Genomic DNA, 18,706 nt, shown 5'->3' with positions numbered 1-18,706 from the left:
TATGGCGTTAATTTTTTTCAGGTTGCATCCGTTTCGTAGGGATAGCCGGGCCCCGCCCGATACCTCACTCGTACGGAAGCAATCTGATGAATGCAGAAAAGTCCCTGCTACTGGCCCGCCGTTTCATTGAACTGCCGCAGGACAAACGCGGCGTGTTCCTCGAGACCCTGGCCAGGGAGGGCATCGACTTTTCCCAGTTCCCCATTCCGGCCGGGGTCCAGGCGCCGGACCGCCAAGGGTTGTCCTATGCCCAGCAGCGCATGTGGGTACTTTGGCAGATGGACCCCCAGAGCGGCGCCTACAACCTGCCAGGCGCGGTGCGTCTGACCGGGCAACTGGATGAGTCCGCGCTGGAGCAGGCGTTCGCCAGCCTGCTGGCGCGTCACCAGAGCCTGACCACCGTATTCGAGGTCCAGCCTGACGACAGTCTGCTCCAGGTCTATCGCCCGGTGGGCGAGGCCTTGATCGAGCGGGTCGACCTGCGTCAGTGGGATGAGGCCGGGTGCGAAGCGCAGGTGCGTGCCCAAGCCGAGGCCGAGTCCTTGCGTCCATTCGACCTGGCGCAAGGGCCGCTGCTGCGGGTGCGTCTGTTGCGCCTGGCCGAGCAGGAACATGTACTGCTGTTGACCCTGCATCATATTGTTTCCGACGGTTGGTCGATGAACGTGCTGATCGACGAGTTCAGCCGCTGCTACGACGCCTTCGCCGCTGGCCATGCGCCGCAACTGCCGGATCTGCCGATCCAGTACGTCGACTATGCCCTGTGGCAGCGCCGCTGGCTGGAAGCCGGCGAACTGGCGCGGCAGCTGGCGTACTGGCAGGCGCAGTTGGGCGATGAGCAGCCCGTGCTCGAACTGCCCTTGGATAATGCCCGGCCGGCGACCCCGAGCTTCAGTGGCGAGCGCCGCTCGTTCGCGGTCGATGCGGCCTTGGCCGAGCGGCTGCGCGGCTTCGCCCGGCAGCATAACCTTACGCCGTTCATGGTCATGCTTGGCGCGTTCGGCTTGCTCCTGCAGCGCTACACCGGCCAGGCCGACCTGCGTATCGGCAGCCCGGTGGCCAACCGCAACCGCGCCGAAGTCGAAGGGCTGATCGGGTTGTTCGTCAACACCCAGGTGTTGCGTGTGCGGCCAGACGCGCACCTCGAGGTGCTGGCCTACCTGCAAGGCATCAAGCAGGTCGTACACGGTGCCCAGGCGCACCAGGACCTGCCGTTCGAACGCCTGGTCGAGGCGCTGAAGGTCGAGCGCAGCCTGAGCCATGCGCCGCTGTTCCAGGTGATGTACAACCACCAGCCGCAGGTCGCCGACCTGGCCACCGTGACCCTGGCCTCGGGGCTGCAACTGTCGCCCCTGGCATGGCGCAGCCGCACCACCCAGTTCGACCTGAGCCTGGACACCTACGAGCAGGGTGGCACCATGCACGCCGCCTTCACCTATGCCAGCGACCTGTTCGAGGCCGCCACCATCGAACGCATGGCGACACACTGGCAGGCCCTGCTGCAAGCCCTGGTCAGCCAGCCGCACAGCGCGCTGTGGCAGTTGCCGATGCTCGATGACGCCAGCCGTCGCACAGTGCTGGAGGATTGGAACGCCACCGCTCGCGGTTATCCGCTCGAACGCGGCGTGCACCAGCTGTTCGAGGATCAGGTGCGCCGTGCGCCAGACGCCCCGGCGCTGGTCTGTGGTGATACCGCACTCAGCTATGCGCAGCTCGATGCCCGCGCCAACCGCCTGGCTCACTTCCTCCGCGCGCAAGGCGCCGGAGCCGACAGCCTCGTGGGTATCAGCCTGCTGCGCAGCGTAGAAATGGTCGTCGGGCTGATGGCGATCCTCAAGGCCGGCGCGGCCTACGTGCCGCTGGATCCGGAATACCCCGAGGAGCGCCTGGCCTACATGATCGAGGACAGCGGCATTCGCCTGCTGCTGACCCATCAGGCGCTGCAGGGCAGCCTGCCGGTGCCCGCTGACGTGCAGTGCATCGCCCTGGACCAACTGACGCTGGACGACCAGCCCGCCAGCCCGCCCCAGGTGGCCACCGACCCACGGCAGTTGGCCTATGTCATCTATACCTCCGGCTCCACCGGCCGGCCGAAAGGCGCCGGCAACAGCCATGAAGCGCTGGCCAACCGCCTGCACTGGATGCAGGAAGCCTATGGCCTGTGTGCCGGTGACACGGTGCTGCAGAAGACCCCGTTCAGCTTCGACGTGTCGGTCTGGGAGTTCTTCTGGCCGCTGATGACGGGTGCCCGGCTGGCCGTGGCCGCACCCGGTGACCACCGGGACCCGGCGCGCCTGATCGAGACCATTCGTCGCCATCAGGTCAGCACGCTGCATTTCGTACCCTCGATGCTCCAGGCCTTCATCCACGAGTCTGGTGTCGAGACCTGCGACAGCCTGCGCCGCATCCTCTGCAGCGGCGAGGCATTGCCGGTGGACGCGCAGCTGCAGGTGTTCGGCAAGCTGCCGGCGGCGGCGCTGTACAACCTCTACGGCCCCACCGAGGCGGCCATCGACGTCACGCACTGGACCTGCATCGACGAAGGCCGCGACAGCGTGCCCATCGGGAGGCCCATCGCCAACATCCGTACCTATGTGCTCGATGCTGGCCTCGAGCCGGTGGCGCCGGGCGTTGCCGGCGAGCTCTACCTGGGTGGCATTGGCCTGGCCCGTGGTTACCACCGGCGTCCGGGGTTGACCGCCGAGCGCTTCGTTGCCGACCCCTTCGTGGCCGGACAGCGCCTGTACCGTACCGGCGACCGGGTTCGCCAGCGTGTGGATGGCGTGATCGAGTACCTGGGGCGTTTCGATCATCAAGTGAAAATCCGTGGCCTGCGCATCGAGCTGGGCGAGATTGAGGCGCGCCTGGCCCAGCATGCCTGGGTGCGCGAGGCCGTGGTGTTGGCGCTGGACGGCAAGCAACTGGTGGCCTACCTGGTGCTCGACGAAATGCCAGACGGCTGGCAGCAAGGGCTCAAGGCCTGGCTGCTGCAGGCGCTGCCGGAATTCATGGTGCCCAGCCACCTGATGCCGCTGGAGCAGTTCCCGCTGACCCCCAACGGCAAGCTTGACCGAAAGGCCCTGCCGCAACCGGATGCCGCTTCGCGCGGCGCTTACGTGGCGCCGCAAACCGATGTACAGCGTACCCTGGCGCAAGTCTGGAGCGAGGTGCTGGGCGTGGCCGAGGTTGGCCTGGACGACAACTTCTTCGAGCTGGGCGGCGATTCGATCATCGCCATCCAGGTGGTTGGCCGCGCTCGTCGCCAGGGCCTGCAGTTCAGCCCGCGCGACCTGTTCCAGTTCCAGACCGTGCGCGGCCTGGCCGGCGCGGTCGGGCGCCAGCCATCGTTGGCGGTTGAGCAGGCGCCGGCCACCGGCGAGGTGGCGCTCAGCCCTGTGCAGCGGCAGTTCTTCGAACAGGCCATTGCGGTCCGCGAGCACTGGAACCAATCATTGCTGCTCGGTGCCCGGCAACCGTTGCAGGCCCAGGCGCTGGTCGCTGCCTTGGGCGATGTGGTCAACCACCATGACGCCCTGCGGCTGCGCTTCGAGCCCGCCGCCGAAGGCTGGCGGCAGCACTATGGCGCGCCGGTCGCGCAGGTCGAGCTGTGGCAGCGCCAGGCTGCGGATGCCCAGGCGCTGACGGCGCTCTGCGACGCTGCCCAGCGCAGCCTCGACCTGCGCAGTGGGCCGCTATTGCGCGCCATGCTGGTCGACTTGCCGCAAGGCGAGCAGCGCCTGCTGCTGGTTATTCACCACCTGGTGGTCGACGGCGTGTCCTGGCGTATCCTCCTGGAGGACCTGGAGCAGGCTTATGCCCAGCGCCTGGCCGGGCAGCCGCTTTCGCTGGCGCCGCGCACCAGCAGCTACCAAGCCTGGTCTGCGCAGCTGCACGAGCAGGTGCCGGCGTTCGTCGGGCAATTACCCTACTGGCAAGCGCAACGCGGCGATGGCGCACTGCCGTGCGACAGGCCGGACGCGCCGGTAAGCAACCGTCATGGGGCCAAACTGGCGTCGCGCCTGTCCCGCGAGCGCACCCGGCAGTTGCTGCAGGTCGCGCCCGCAGCCTATCGCACCCAGGTCAACGACCTGCTGCTGACGGCCCTGGCACGTGTCATCTGCCAATGGAGCGGCAGCCAGGCGGCATTGGTGCAGCTGGAGGGGCATGGCCGCGAAGAGCTGTTCGACGGCATCGACCTGACCCGCACCGTCGGCTGGTTCACCAGCCTCTATCCGCTGCGCCTGGCCCCGCGCGCCGGTCATGGCGACTCGATCAAGGCCATCAAGGAACAGCTGCGCGCGGTACCGGACAAAGGCATGGGTTACGGCGTGCTACGTTACCTGGGTGACGCCTCGGTGCGCGAGGCCCTGGCGACGCTTGACCCGCCGCGCATCACCTTCAACTATCTGGGCCAGTTCGACAGCCAGTTCGATGCCCAGGCCTTGCTGGCGCCGGCCACCGAGCGCGGCGGCGACGGCCAGGACCCGGACGCGCCGCTGGCCAACTGGCTGACCCTGGAAGGGCAGGTGTACAACGGCGAGCTGTCGCTGCAATGGGGCTTCAGCCTGGCGATGTTCGACACCGACACGGTCCAGGCATTGGCCACGGCCTACGACCAGGAACTGGAGGCGCTCATCGAGCACTGCCTGGGCGTGCCCGCCGGGCAACCGTCACCGTCGGACTTCCCGCTGGCGCGCATCACTCAGGCGCAACTGGATGCATTGCCGGTGCCCGGCCACAACATCGAAGACCTCTACCCACTGTCGCCCATGCAGCAGGGCATGTTCTTCCACTCGCTGTATGAAACCCAGGGCGGCGCTTACATCAACCAGTTGCGCCTGGCTATCGGCGGCCTGGACCTGGAACGCTTCGGCGAGGCCTGGCAGGCGGCCCTGGCGCGTCACGATATCCTGCGCAGCAGCATCCACTGGCAGGGCCTGGACAGTGCCCATCAGATCGTCCAGCGACAGTTGCCACTGCCACTGCGCATCGTCGATGAACCTGCGGCAGACCTCGATGCACTGGCCCGGGCCGAGCACGAGGCGGGTTTCGACCTGGCCCGCGCACCCTTGTTCAGGCTGCTGCTGGTGCGTACCGGGGCCGACGACTGGCACCTGGTCTTCACCTGCCACCACATCCTCCTGGATGGCTGGAGCAATGCCCAGCTACTGGCCGAGGTGGTCCAGCACTACGCCGGCGAGCGCATGTCGGCGCCGGCCGGCCGTTTCCATGATTACCTGGCGTGGCTGCAACGCCAGGACGCCAGTGCCGGCGAGCGTTTCTGGAAAGCCCGTCTCGGCGCCTTGCAGGCGCCGACGCTGCTCGCCCAGGCCCTGCGTCGCCCCGCCGACGCGCAAGGCGAGGGTGAGTACCTGGCCCGCCTCGACGCCGCGCAGGCCGCCGAGCTGGAGCGTTTCGCCCGTCACCACAAGGTGACCTTGAACACGCTGTTCCAGGCGGCCTGGGGCCTGGTGCTACAGCGCCTGACCGGGCAAGCCTGCGTGGCCTTCGGCGCCACGGTGTCCGGGCGTTCGGCGCCACTGCCGGGCATCGACGGCCAGCTTGGGTTGTTCATCAATACCTTGCCGGTGCTGATCGATGTCGCGCCCGATCGCCAGGTGGCCGGTTACCTGGCCGACGTGCAGGACTTCAACCTGAGCCTGCGTGAATTCGAGCATGTGCCGCTGTATGCCATTCAAGGGTGGGCTGGCCAGCAGGGCGCGGCGCTGTTCGACAGCCTGCTGGTGTTCGAGAACTTCCCGGTGGCCGAGGCGCTGCGCCAGGGCGCGCCTGCCGGCCTGCGTTTCGGCGCGGTGAGCAATCACGAGCGCACCCACTACCCGCTGACCATCGGCATCGAGCTCGGCGATGGGGTCAGCCTGGCGTTCGGCTACGACCCTGCGCTGTTCGCGGCAGAGCAGGTGGCTCAGCTGTGCGCCGGGCTCCGCCAGGTGCTGGCGCAGATGGTCGCCACCCCGGCCGCGCCGTCAGGCGCGCTGGGCCTGCTTGACGATAAGGGGCAGGCCGAGGTGCTTGGCTTCAGCCAAGGCCGCGCACTGGCGTTGCCGAGCCAGGATCTGGCTCACCAGCGTATCGCGGCACAGGCCGCGCGCCAGCCCCAGGCCTTGGCCTTGCAATGTGGCGAGCTGCGCCTGAGCTATGGTCAGCTCGATGGACAGGCCAATCGCCTGGCGCATGCACTGATCGCCAAGGGCGTGCGCCCCGGCCAGCGTGTCGGCCTGGCCTTGCGCCGAGGCCCGCAGCTGATCGTCAGCCTGCTTGCCGTGCTCAAGAGCGGCGCGACCTATGTGCCGCTGGACCCGCAGTATCCACATGAACGGCTGGCCTACATGATCGAGGACAGCCGCTTGGACCTGTTGTTGTGCGACGACGGCCTGCTGGTCGAGTTGGCGCTGCCGGCGGGGCTGCGTCGCCTGGAACTGGGGGTGTTGGGCGAGCAGGCCGCGCACTGTGGCGACCACGACCCGGATGTGCAGGTCGCCGCCGAGCAGCTCGCCTATGTCATCTACACCTCCGGTTCCACCGGCCGCCCGAAGGGGGTGGCGATCAGCCATGCGGCCCTGCGCGAGTTCAGCTACAGCGCCACCGGCTACTCCCGTCTTGAGCGCGACGACCGGGTGCTGCAGTTCGCCACTTTCAGTTTCGACGGCTTCGTCGAGCAATGCTATCCGCCGCTGTGCGTCGGCGCCGCGTTGATCATGCGTGGCGAGGCACTGTGGGACGCCGATCAGTTGGCGCGGTTGATTGTCGAGCAGGGCGTGACCCTGGCCGACCTGCCGGCCGCCTACTGGCACATGCTGGCCAAGACTTGCGCGGCGCGGCCGGGCCAGGGCCTGGGCAAGCTGCGTCAGGTGCACGTGGGCGGCGAGGCCATGTCGGTGGAAGGGCTGCGCCTGTGGCATGCGGCGGGGCTGGGCGGGCTCAGCCTGGTCAATACCTATGGCCCGACCGAGGCGACAGTAGTCTCCAGCGTGCATGACTGCCGCCTCGAAGATGCGCAGGATGCGTATGGCGTGCCCATCGGCCACGCCATCGCAGGCCGCTCGCTGTATGTGCTGGATTGTGCCGGCCAGCTGTTGCCCAGCGATGGCGTCGGCGAGCTGTGCATCGGTGCACCGAGCTGCCTGGCGCAGCAATACTTCGACCGCCCGGCGTTGACCGCCGAGCGTTTCCTGCCGGATCCCTTCGCCGAACAGCCTGGCGCACGCCTGTACCGCAGCGGCGACCTGGCGCGCTATACCCAGGCCGGGGTCCTGGAGTACGTAGGGCGTATCGATCATCAGGTGAAGATTCGCGGTATGCGCATCGAGATGGGCGAGATCGAGGCCTGCCTGCAAGGGTTGGCGTCGGTCCGCGAGGCGGCGGTGCTGGCCCTCGCCGGGCCGACCGGGCCGCAACTGGTGGCCTACCTGGTCGCTGCTCAGGCCACGCCGTCGGCTGACTGGCTACAGGGCGTACGGGCTGCCTTGGGGCAGGCGCTGCCTGACTACATGATCCCGGCCCACCTGCTGGTGCTGGAACGGCTGCCGTTGAACAACAACGGCAAGCTGAACCGCGCGGCTTTGCCGGCGCCGGACTTCAGTGCCGCCCAGCAGGTCTACGAAGCGCCGCGCACGCCGTTGCAAGCACAACTGGCGACGATCTGGGCGCAAGCCCTGCAGGTCGAGCGCGTCGGCCTTGCCGACAGTTTCTTCAGCCTCGGTGGCCACTCGTTGCTGGCGACCGAGGTCATCGCGCGCATTCGCCAAGGGCTTGGGCTCGAAGTGCCCCTGCGGCAGCTGTTCGAGCAGCCGACGCTGGGGGCCTTCGCCGACCGTTGCGCCGAACTGGGCCAGGGGGCGGCCGCGGCGATTGCGGTATTGCCGCGCACGCCTGCGATGGCCGTGTCCTACGCCCAGGAGCGGCAGTGGTTCCTCTGGCGGCTGGACCCACAGAGCGCCGCCTACAACGTTCCGGCGGCGTTGCGTGTGCGGGGGCCGCTCGAGTTGCCGGCGTTGCAGTCGGCATTCGACCAGGTCATCGCCCGGCACGAGCCATTGCGCACCACCTTCGATGACGCCACGGGCGAGCTGCGGCAGCATATTCATCCGCACCTGGCGCTGCCCATCGTGATCGAGCACCCAGGCGAGCTGGACGATGCGGCGCTGGCGGCCTGGGTCGATGCCCAGGTGCGGGCGCCGTTCGACCTGGTACGAGGGCCGTTGCTGCGGGTTAAGTTGCTGGCCATGGGCGAGCAGGATCATGTGCTGGTCATCGTCCAGCACCATATCGTTTCCGACGGCGCCTCTCTGGAGGTGCTGGTCGAAGAGCTGCTGCGCGGCTACCACGGCGAGCACTGTGCACCGTTGCCTGTGCAGTACGCCGACTACGCGGCCTGGCAGCGTCAGTGGCTGGACGGTGGCGAGCGTGCCCGCCAGCTCGATTACTGGCTGGCGCAACTGGGCGGCGAGCAGGTCGTGCTCGAGCTGCCGTTCGACCGGCCACGCCCGGCCCAACGGCGCTTGCGTGGTGCGCGCCTGGACTTCCCGCTCGAGGCTGAACTGAGCCACGGGCTGCAACAGCTGGCCAAGACTCAGGATGCTTCCTTGTTCATGTTGCTGCTGGCAGCGTTCCAGGCCTTGCTGCACCGCTACAGCGGCCAGGCCGACATCCGCGTCGGCGTACCGGTGGCCAACCGCACCCAGGCTGAAACCGAGCGGCTGATCGGTTTCTTCGTCAATACCCAGGTGCTGCGTGCCGAAGTCGATGGCGGGCAGGGCTTTGACGTCCTGTTGCGCCAGACCCGGCAGGCGGCGCTGCAGGCCCAGGCCCACCAGGACCTGCCGTTCGAGCAACTGGTCGAGGCCCTGGCACCGGAACGCAACCTTAGCCACAGCCCCGTGTTCCAGGTGCTGTTCAACCACCAGTACGCTGCGCGCGCCGAGCGGAACTGGGGTGAACTGCGTGTCGAGCCGCTGCATTGGGACAGTGCCACGGCGCAGTTCGACCTGGTGCTGGATACCAGCGAGACCGCGCAGGGGCTGATGGTTTCCCTGGCATACGACACCGACCTGTTCGAGCGCTCGACCATCGAGCGGCTGTCGACCCACTTCATCAACCTGTTGCAAGGCATCGTCGAGCAACCGCACCAACCGGTGGCCGAACTGCCATTGCTGGCGGCTGCCGAGCGCGAGCGCACCCTGGTCACGTGGAACGCCACCGCTGAACAGTACCCGCTGCAGCAGAACATCCAGCAACTGATCGAGGCCCAGGTGCAGCGCACCCCGGATGCCCCGGCGCTGGCCTTCGGCGAGGTGCGCCTGAGCTACGCCCAGCTCAACGCCCGCGCCAACCGCCTGGCCCATCGCCTGATCGCCCTGGGGGTCGGCGCGGATGGGCTGGTGGGCATCGCGGTGGAGCGTTCGGTGGAGATGGTGGTCGGGCTGCTGGCCATCCTCAAGGCCGGTGGCGCCTACGTGCCGCTGGACCCGGACTACCCCGAAGACCGCCTGCGCTACATGCTCGAGGACAGCGGCGTGCAGCTGCTGCTGACCCAGAGCCACCTGCAACTGCCGCTGGCCGAAGGCGTGCAGACCCTGGCGCTGGACCTGGAGCCGGGCGCCGATGACGTGCGCAACCCGAACGTGGCGGTGGCCCCTGAAAACCTGGCGTATGTGATCTACACCTCCGGCTCCACAGGCCGGCCGAAAGGCGCGGGCAACCGCCATTCGGCCCTGGTCAACCGACTGTGCTGGATGCAACAGGCCTACCGGCTGGATGCCCGCGACAGCGTGTTGCAGAAAACGCCGTTCAGCTTCGACGTGTCGGTATGGGAGTTCTTCTGGCCCTTGATGACCGGTGCGCGGCTGGTGGTTGCCGCGCCGGGTGATCACCGCGACCCGGCCCGCCTGGTCGAGCTGATCACCGGCGAAAACATCACCACGCTGCACTTCGTGCCGTCGATGCTCCAGGCGTTCCTGCAAGACAGCGGCGTGCCGCGCTGCACGAGCCTTGCGCGCATCGTCTGCAGTGGCGAAGCGCTGCCAGCCGATGCCCAGCAGCAGGTGTTCGCCAAGCTGCCGAAGGCGGGCCTGTACAACCTGTACGGCCCGACCGAGGCGGCCATCGACGTGACCCACTGGACCTGCCGTGAGGAAGGGCGGGACAGCGTGCCGATCGGCGCGCCGATCGCCAACCTGGCCTGCTACATCCTCGATGCCGAGCTGCAACCGGTGCCGGTGGGCGTGCTGGGCGAGCTGTACCTGGCCGGCGCAGGCCTGGCGCGCGGTTACCACCGCCGCCCAGGGCTGACCGCCGAGCGTTTCGCCGTAAGCCCATACGGCAATGGCGAGCGCATGTACCGCACCGGTGACCTGGCGCGCTACCGCGCGGACGGGGTGATCGAGTACGCCGGGCGTATCGACCACCAGGTCAAGCTGCGTGGCCTGCGCATCGAGCTGGGTGAGATCGAGGCGCGTCTGCTGGAGCACGACCTGGTGCGTGAAGCCGTGGTGACGGTGCCGGACGGCAAGCAGCTGGTCGGTTATGTGGTGCTGGCCGGCGAGGCCGCCGATTGGCAGGCACAACTGGCCGAGCACCTGCGCCGTGGCCTGCCGGACTACATGGTGCCGAACCAGTGGCTGGTACTGGACGGCCTGCCGCTGTCGCCCAACGGCAAGCTGGACCGCAAGGCCTTGCCTGCCGTGGATGCTGCGCAATCGCAGCGTGCCTACGTGGCGCCGAAGAGTGAACTGGAACAACAGGTCGCGGCGATCTGGGCGCAGGTGCTCGGGCTTGAGCGGGTCGGCCTGACGGACAACTTCTTCGAACTGGGCGGGCATTCGCTGTTGGCTACCCAGGTGTTCTCGCGCCTGCGCGCGCTAGGCATAGACGCACCGCTCAAGGTGCTGTTCGAGCATGCCAGCCTGCAGAGCTTCGTCGCCAGCCTGCCAGCACCGTCGTTGGCGGCGCGGGCCCCGGCCATCCGGTCGACGCCGCGCGATGCGGCGCTGCCGGTGTCCTATGCCCAGCAACGCCAATGGTTCCTCTGGCAGCTGGAGCCACACAGCAGCGCCTATCACATTCCCATGGTCCTGCGCCTGAACGGCAGCCTCGATCGCGCGGCGCTGCAACACAGCTTCGATGCGCTGGTCGAGCGTCATGAGACCCTGCGTACCCGCTTCGTCGAAAGCGATCAGGGCATCGTCCAGGTGATCGAGCGCTCGGCTGCGCGGGTCATCGCCCATGAACGACTGGCGGACGAGGCCACCCTTGGGGCGCGTGTCGCCGAGGAGATCCGCCAGCCGTTCGACCTGGCCCGCGGCCCGCTGCTGCGAGCCCGTCTGCTGGAGCTGGCGGCCGACGACCAGGTGCTGGTGCTGACTCAGCACCATATCGTCTCGGATGCCGCATCCATGCAGCTGATGGTTGGCGAACTGATCGATGGCTATACCCGCTACCGCGAAGGCGATGCCGCCCCACTGCCTGCCCTGGCGCTGCAATATGCCGACTACGCCCGTTGGCAGCGTGAGTGGATGGAGGCTGGCGAGCGTGAGCGGCAACTGGCCTACTGGGTCGGGCAACTGGGCAGCGAGCAGGATGTGCTGGCCTTGCCGCTGGACCGTCCGCGTCCTACCGAGCAGAGCTATCGCGGCGCCCAGCTCGACCTGGCCGTGCCGTCGGCGTTGAAGGACGGCCTCCAGGCATTGGCCCGCCGCCAGGGCGCGACCCTGTTCATGGTGCTGCTGGCGTCGTTCCAGGCCTTGCTGCATCGCTACAGTGGGCAGCGCGACATCCGCGTCGGCGTGCCGGTGGCCAACCGCAACCGGGTCGAGACCGAGGGGCTGATCGGCTTCTTCGTCAACACCCTGGTACTGCGGGCCGATATCGATCCACGCCAGCCGTTCGGCGTGCTGCTGCAACAGGTGCGGCAGGCTGCGCTGGGCGCCCAGGCGCACCAGGACCTGCCATTCGAGCAACTGGTGGATGCGCTGGCGCCCACCCGCAGCCTCAGCCACAGCCCGTTGTTCCAGGTGATGTTCAACCACCAGGCCGCCGCGCTTGCGCCGGTACGCGCCGTGCCAGGCTTGGCGGTCCAGGCCATGGCCTGGGACAACGACACCACCCAGTTCGACCTGAGCCTGGACACCTGCGAGACCGCTGAAGGGCTGAGCGCTTCGCTGATCTACGCCACTGACCTGTTCGACCACGCCACCATCGTGCGCCTGGGTGAGCATTGGCTGAACCTGCTGCAAGCCATTGTCGAGCAACCACACCAACCGGTGGCCGAACTGCCGTTGCTGGCGGCCGCCGAGCGCGAGCGCACCCTGGTCACGTGGAACGCCACCGCTGAACAGTACCCGCTGCAGCAGAGCATCCAGCAACTGATCGAGGCCCAGGTGCAGCGCACCCCGGATGCCCCGGCGCTGGCCTTCGGCGAGGTGCGCCTGAGCTACGCCCAGCTCAACGCCCGCGCCAACCGCCTGGCCCATCGCCTGATCGCCCTGGGGGTCGGCGCGGATGGGCTGGTGGGCATCGCGGTGGAGCGTTCGGTGGAGATGGTGGTCGGTTTGCTGGCCATCCTCAAGGCCGGTGGCGCCTACGTGCCGCTGGACCCGGACTACCCCGAAGACCGCCTGCGCTACATGCTCGAGGACAGCGGCGTGCAGCTGCTGCTGACCCAGAGCCACCTGCAACTGCCGCTGGCCGAAGGCGTGCAGACCCTGGCGCTGGACCTGGAGCCGGGCGCCGATGACGTGCGCAACCCGAACGTGGCGGTGGCCCCTGAAAACCTGGCGTATGTGATCTACACCTCCGGCTCCACAGGCCGGCCGAAAGGCGCGGGCAACCGCCATTCGGCCCTGGTCAACCGACTGTGCTGGATGCAACAGGCCTACCGGCTGGATGCCCGCGACAGCGTGTTGCAGAAAACGCCGTTCAGCTTCGACGTGTCGGTATGGGAGTTCTTCTGGCCCTTGATGACCGGTGCGCGGCTGGTGGTTGCCGCGCCGGGTGATCACCGCGACCCGGCCCGCCTGGTCGAGCTGATCACCGGCGAAAACATCACCACGCTGCACTTCGTGCCGTCGATGCTCCAGGCGTTCCTGCAAGACAGCGGCGTGCCGCGCTGCACGAGCCTTGCGCGCATCGTCTGCAGTGGCGAAGCGCTGCCAGCCGATGCCCAGCAGCAGGTGTTCGCCAAGCTGCCGAAGGCGGGCCTGTACAACCTGTACGGCCCGACCGAGGCGGCCATCGACGTGACCCACTGGACCTGCCGTGAGGAAGGGCGGGACAGCGTGCCGATCGGCGCGCCGATCGCCAACCTGGCCTGCTACATCCTCGATGCCGAGCTGCAACCGGTGCCGGTGGGCGTGCTGGGCGAGCTGTACCTGGCCGGCGCAGGCCTGGCGCGCGGTTACCACCGCCGCCCGGGGCTGACTGCCGAGCGTTTCGCCGTGAGCCCATACGGCAATGGCGAGCGCATGTACCGCACCGGTGACCTGGCGCGCTACCGCGCGGACGGGGTGATCGAGTACGCCGGGCGTATCGACCACCAGGTCAAGCTGCGTGGCCTGCGCATCGAGCTGGGTGAGATCGAGGCGCGTCTGCTGGAGCACGACTTGGTGCGTGAAGCCGTGGTGACCGTGCCGGACGGCAAGCAGTTGGTCGGTTATGTGGTGCTGGCCGGCGAGGCCGCCGATTGGCAGGCACAACTGGCCGAGCACCTGCGCCGCGGCCTGCCGGACTACATGGTGCCGAACCAGTGGCTGGCACTGGACAGCCTGCCGCTGTCGCCCAACGGCAAGCTCGACCGCAAGGCCTTGCCTGCCGTGGATGCTGCCCTTGTGCAAAAGGTCTACGAGGCCCCGGCCAATGCGCGTGAGCACCGCCTGGCCGCAGTCTGGGCTGATGTGTTGCGCCTTGAACGGGTCGGGGTGAACGACAACTTCTTCGAGCTTGGAGGCGATTCCATTGTCTCGATTCAGGTCGTCGGACGTGCGCGCCAGCAGGGCCTGCACTTCACGCCCAAGGAGCTGTTCCAGCACCAGACCGTGCGCGGCCTGGCAGCGGTGCTGCGCGAAGGCGAGGGCGCGGTGAAGGCCGAGCAGGGGCCGCAGGTCGGGGGCATGCCGTTGCTGCCGTTCCAGCAGTGGTTCTTCGCCCAGCGCATGAGCGAGCCGCAGCACTGGAACCAGTCGCTGTTGCTGCGCGGCACCGAAACGGTGGATGCCGCCGCATTGGAGCAGGCGCTGCTTGCACTGTACGCCCAGCATGACGCCCTGCGCCTGCGCTTCGCCGACGGCAGCGCCGAGCACGGTCCGCTGCAACCGGCCCAGCCGTTGCTGTGGCGTGCCGCACTGCGCAGCGCCGAGGAAATCGAGGCGACCTGCGAAGAGGCCCAGCGTAGCCTGGACCTGACCCAGGGCCCGCTGTTGCGTGCGGTGCTGATCGAGCTGGCCGACGGTAGCCAGCGCCTGCTGCTGGTGATCCACCACCTGGTGGTCGATGGCGTGTCCTGGCGCGTGCTGCTGGAAGACCTGCACGATGCCTACCGCCAGGCCCTGGCGGGCAGCACGCCGAAACTGCCGGCCAAGACCAGCGCCTTCAAGGCCTGGGGCGAGCGCCTGCAGCAGCATGCCGCAAGCCTGGGCAACGAGCTGGTCTACTGGCAAGGGCAACTGGCCGGTGCGCCACAGGGCCTGCCCGAGGCCGAGCCGGGCGCCAGCCTGCAGAACCGTCACCGCCAGAGCGTGCAGGCACGCCTGGGTGCCGAGCTGACCCGGCGCTTGCTGCAACAGGCCCCGGCGGCCTACCGCACCCAGGTCAACGACCTGCTGCTGACTGCCTTGGCCCGGGTGGTGTGCCGCTGGAGCGGCGCCGATTCGGCGCTGGTGGAGCTGGAAGGGCATGGCCGCGAAGACCTGTTCGACGACATCGACCTGAGCCGTACGGTGGGCTGGTTCACCAGCGCCTACCCGGTGCGGCTGACCCCGGCCGCCGAGCTTGGCGCCTCGATCAGGCAGGTCAAGGAACAGCTGCGCGGCGTGCCGCACAAAGGCATCGGTTTCGGTGTTTTGCGCTACCTGGGCGACGAGGCTGCGCGCACGTGCCTGGCCGAGCTGCCGGTGCCGCGCATCACCTTCAACTACCTGGGCCAGCTCGATGGCCAGTTCGATGAGCGGGCGCTGTTCGTGCCGGCCGCCGAAAGCGCAGGTGAGGAGCAGAGCCCGCTGGCGCCGCTGGGCAACTGGCTGGTGCTCAATGGCCAGGTGTATGGCGGCGAGCTGAGCCTGGCATTCAGCTTCAGCGGGCAGATGTTCGCCCGCGCGACCATCGAGCGGCTGGCGCGTGCCTACGAGGCGGAGCTGGCGGCGCTGGTCGAGCACTGCCAGGCACCGCAAGGGCTGACGCCGTCGGACTTCCCGCTGGCGGGCCTGAGCCAAGGGCAACTCGACGCACTGACGGTGGCGGTGGCCGAAATCGAAGACATCTACCCACTGTCGCCGATGCAGCAGGGCATGCTGTTCCATTCCACGTTCGGCGAGAGCGACGGCGACTACATCAACCAGATGCAGGTCGAGGTCGCAGGCCTGGATGTGGCACGCTTCGAGGCGGCCTGGAACGCAGTGCTCCAGGCTCATGACAGCCTGCGTTGTGTCTTCGTCTGGTCCGCCGACCAGGCCCAACCGGTGCAGGTAGTGCTGCGCGAGGCCCGTGTGCCGTTCAGCGAGCTGGACTGGCGCGGCCGTGATGACCTGGCGCATGCGCTCCCGTCACTGGCCGCCGAAGAACGTGGGCGCGGCTTCGATGTACTGCAGGCGCCATTGCTGCGCCTGGTGCTGGTGCGCCTGGAAGATGACCGCCATGCACTGGTCTACACCAGCCATCACATCCTCATGGACGGCTGGAGCAATGCGCAACTGCTGGGTGAAGTGCTGCAACGCTACTGTGGCGAGCGGCCCACGCAGGCGGCGGGCCGCTTTGGCGACTACATTGGCTGGTTGCAGCGCCAGGACCGAGCACAGAGCGAAGCGTTCTGGCGCGGGCAATTGGCCGCACTGCAAGCGCCCACCCGCCTGGCCAGCACCTGTCAGCATGTCGGTGTCGAAGGCTACGCCGAGCACAGCCTTTCTATCGATGCGCAGACCACCGCACGCCTGGGCCGCTTCGCCCGTGAGCGCAAGGTCACCGTCAACACCTTGGTGCAGGGTGCCTGGGCCTTGTTGCTGCAGCGTCGTGTCGGCCAGGACTGCGTGTCGTTCGGCGCCACCATGGCCGGTCGACCGGCCGAGCTGGCCGGTATCGAGCAGCAGATCGGCCTGTTCATCAATACCTTGCCGGTGATCGTGCCATGCACCGCCGGGCAGGCGCTTGGCGACTGGCTGGACGATTTGCAGGCGCTCAACCTGCGCATCCGCGAACACGAGCACACGCCACTGTTCGACATCCAGCGCTGGGCCGGGCAGGGCGGTGACGCGCTGTTCGACAGTCTGCTGGTGTTCGAAAACTACCCGGTGGCCGAGGCCCTGGAGCGTGGTTCGCCCTCGGGGCTGCGCTTTGGCCCAGTGCGCACACAGGAGCAGAGCAACTATCCGCTGACCCTGGTGGTCGGCCTGGAAAACAACCTGTCGCTGCGCTGCAGCTATGACCGACAGGCGTTCAGCGCGGCGATCATCAAGCAGATCGGCCAGCAACTGCGTCACTTGCTGCTGCAGATGCTCGAACACGGCGCGCAGGTGCCTGTCGAAGCCTTGCAATTGCTCGATGACCAGCAACGCCAGGTTGCGGTACAGGCCTGGAATAGTGCCCCGGCCACCTTCACGCCGAGCCAGCCGCTGCATCGCTTGATCGAAGCCCAGGCGGCCCGCGCGCCGCAAGCGCCGGCGCTGGTCTGCGAAGGCGAGCAGTTGAGCTATGCCGAGCTGAACCGCCGGGCCAACCAGGTCGCCCATGCGCTGATCGCCCGAGGCGTCGGCCCGGACGTGCTGGTGGGCCTGGCCGCGCCGCGCTCGCTGGAGATGGTGGTCGGCCTGCTGGCCATCCTCAAGGCCGGTGGCGCCTACGTGCCGCTGGACCCGGCCTACCCGCTGGAGCGCCTGCACTACATGATCGAGGACAGCGGCCTGCAGTTGCTGCTCGGCCAGGGCGACCTCGGGCTGAGCCTGGCGCCGAACGTGCAGGTGCTGGACCTGGCCGCCGACTACACCGACGACGCAGGCTTGGCCGAGGTCAACCCGAACGTCGCGGTGGGCCTGGATAACCTGGCCTATGTCATCTACACCTCCGGCTCCACCGGCAAGCCGAAGGGCACCTTGCTGCCGCACCGCAACGTGCTGCGCCTGTTCGAGGCCACGGACGGCTGGTTCGGCTTCGGCCCGCAGGACTGCTGGACGCTGTTCCACTCCTATGCCTTCGACTTCTCGGTATGGGAGCTGTTCGGCGCCTTGCTGCATGGTGGCCGCCTGGTGATCGTGCCGCAGGATGTCAGCCGTTCGCCGGAGGCCTTCTACCAACTGCTGTGCGAGCAGCGGGTGACCGTGCTCAACCAGACGCCGTCGGCGTTCCGCCAGCTGATGCAGGTGGCCTGTGCCGAAGGCCAGCGCAGCGACCAGCAGCTGCGCTACGTGGTATTTGGCGGCGAGGCGCTGGAGGTCGGCAGCCTGCGCCCGTGGTTCGAGCGCTTCGGCGATCGTGCGCCGCAACTGGTCAACATGTACGGCATCACCGAAACCACGGTGCACGTGACCTACCGTCCATTGTCGCTGGCTGACCTGGCGCAGGGCGCGTCGAGCCCGATTGGCGTGCCGATCCCGGACCAGAGCTTGTACGTGCTCGACAGCGACCTCAACCCGGTGGCTGCCGGCTGTGTCGGCGAGCTGTACGTCGGCCGCCAGGGCCTGGCGCGTGGCTACCTCAAGCGCGCCGGGCTCAGCGCCACGCGCTTCATTCCCGACCCGTTCGGCGACAGCGGTGCGCGGCTGTACCGCAGTGGCGACCTGGCCCGCTGGCGCGCCGATGGGGTGATCGAGTACGTCGGGCGGATGGACCATCAGGTGAAGATCCGTGGCTTCCGCATCGAGCTGGGCGAGATCCAGGCGCGGCTGCAGGCGCTGCCCCAGGTGCGTGAGGCCGTGGTGCTGGCCCAGGAGGGGCCGAGCGGCACCCAGCTGGTCGGCTACCTGGTGGCCGGGCAAGCGGTGGCCGACCAGGCGGTCTGGCGTGAGGCGGTCAAGGCCGCGCTGCGCGAGGACCTGCCGGAGTACATGGTGCCGGCGCACCTGCTGCTGCTCGAGCGCATGCCGCTGACCGCCAACGGCAAGCTCGACCGCCGTGCCTTGCCGGCGGCGGACGCCAGCCTGCTGCAACAGGCGTATGTGGCGCCAGTCACTGAACTTGAACAGCAGGTGGCAGGCATCTGGGCCCAGGTGCTGGAACTGGAGCAAGTAGGCTTGAGCGACAACTTCTTCGAGCTTGGCGGCCATTCGTTGCTGGCCACCCAGGTCGTACTGCGCCTGCGCGACGCGCTGGGCCATGAAGTGCCGGTCAAGACGCTGTTTCTGGCCCGCGACCTGGCAGACTTCTGCGTGGCTTTGCAGGCCCTGCAGCCTGCCCTCGAACCACTGCACGATGTTTTGGCTAAATCCTTGGAGGACCTCAATCGTCTAACTGCCGATGATCTTGAAAAACTGATTTCCTAGTGAGGACA

General features: G+C 67.9%; 1 protein-coding gene. It reads left to right on the top strand.

The features are described 5' to 3' along the window. Positions 1–86: 86 nt before the first annotated feature. Positions 87–18,698 carry a non-ribosomal peptide synthase/polyketide synthase gene (locus L1P09_RS16710; protein ID WP_235767914.1) on the top strand — a complete coding sequence of 6,204 codons (18,612 nt, stop codon included), beginning with the start codon at positions 87–89 and terminating at the stop codon, positions 18,696–18,698. The last annotated feature ends 8 nt before the right edge of the window (positions 18,699–18,706 follow it).

Source organism: Pseudomonas juntendi, from assembly GCF_021560075.1.
In the GTDB taxonomy this organism is placed as follows: domain Bacteria; phylum Pseudomonadota; class Gammaproteobacteria; order Pseudomonadales; family Pseudomonadaceae; genus Aquipseudomonas; species Aquipseudomonas juntendi.
Note: the sequence above shows the minus strand (reverse complement) of the source record. Positions and strands in the feature narration are given on the sequence as shown.

What these genes read in the sequence shown, in the direction of transcription:
- L1P09_RS16710 (WP_235767914.1), top strand. Translation starts at nt 87, where the DNA reads ATGAATGCAGAAAAGTCCCTGCTACTGGCCCGCCGTTTCATTGAACTG.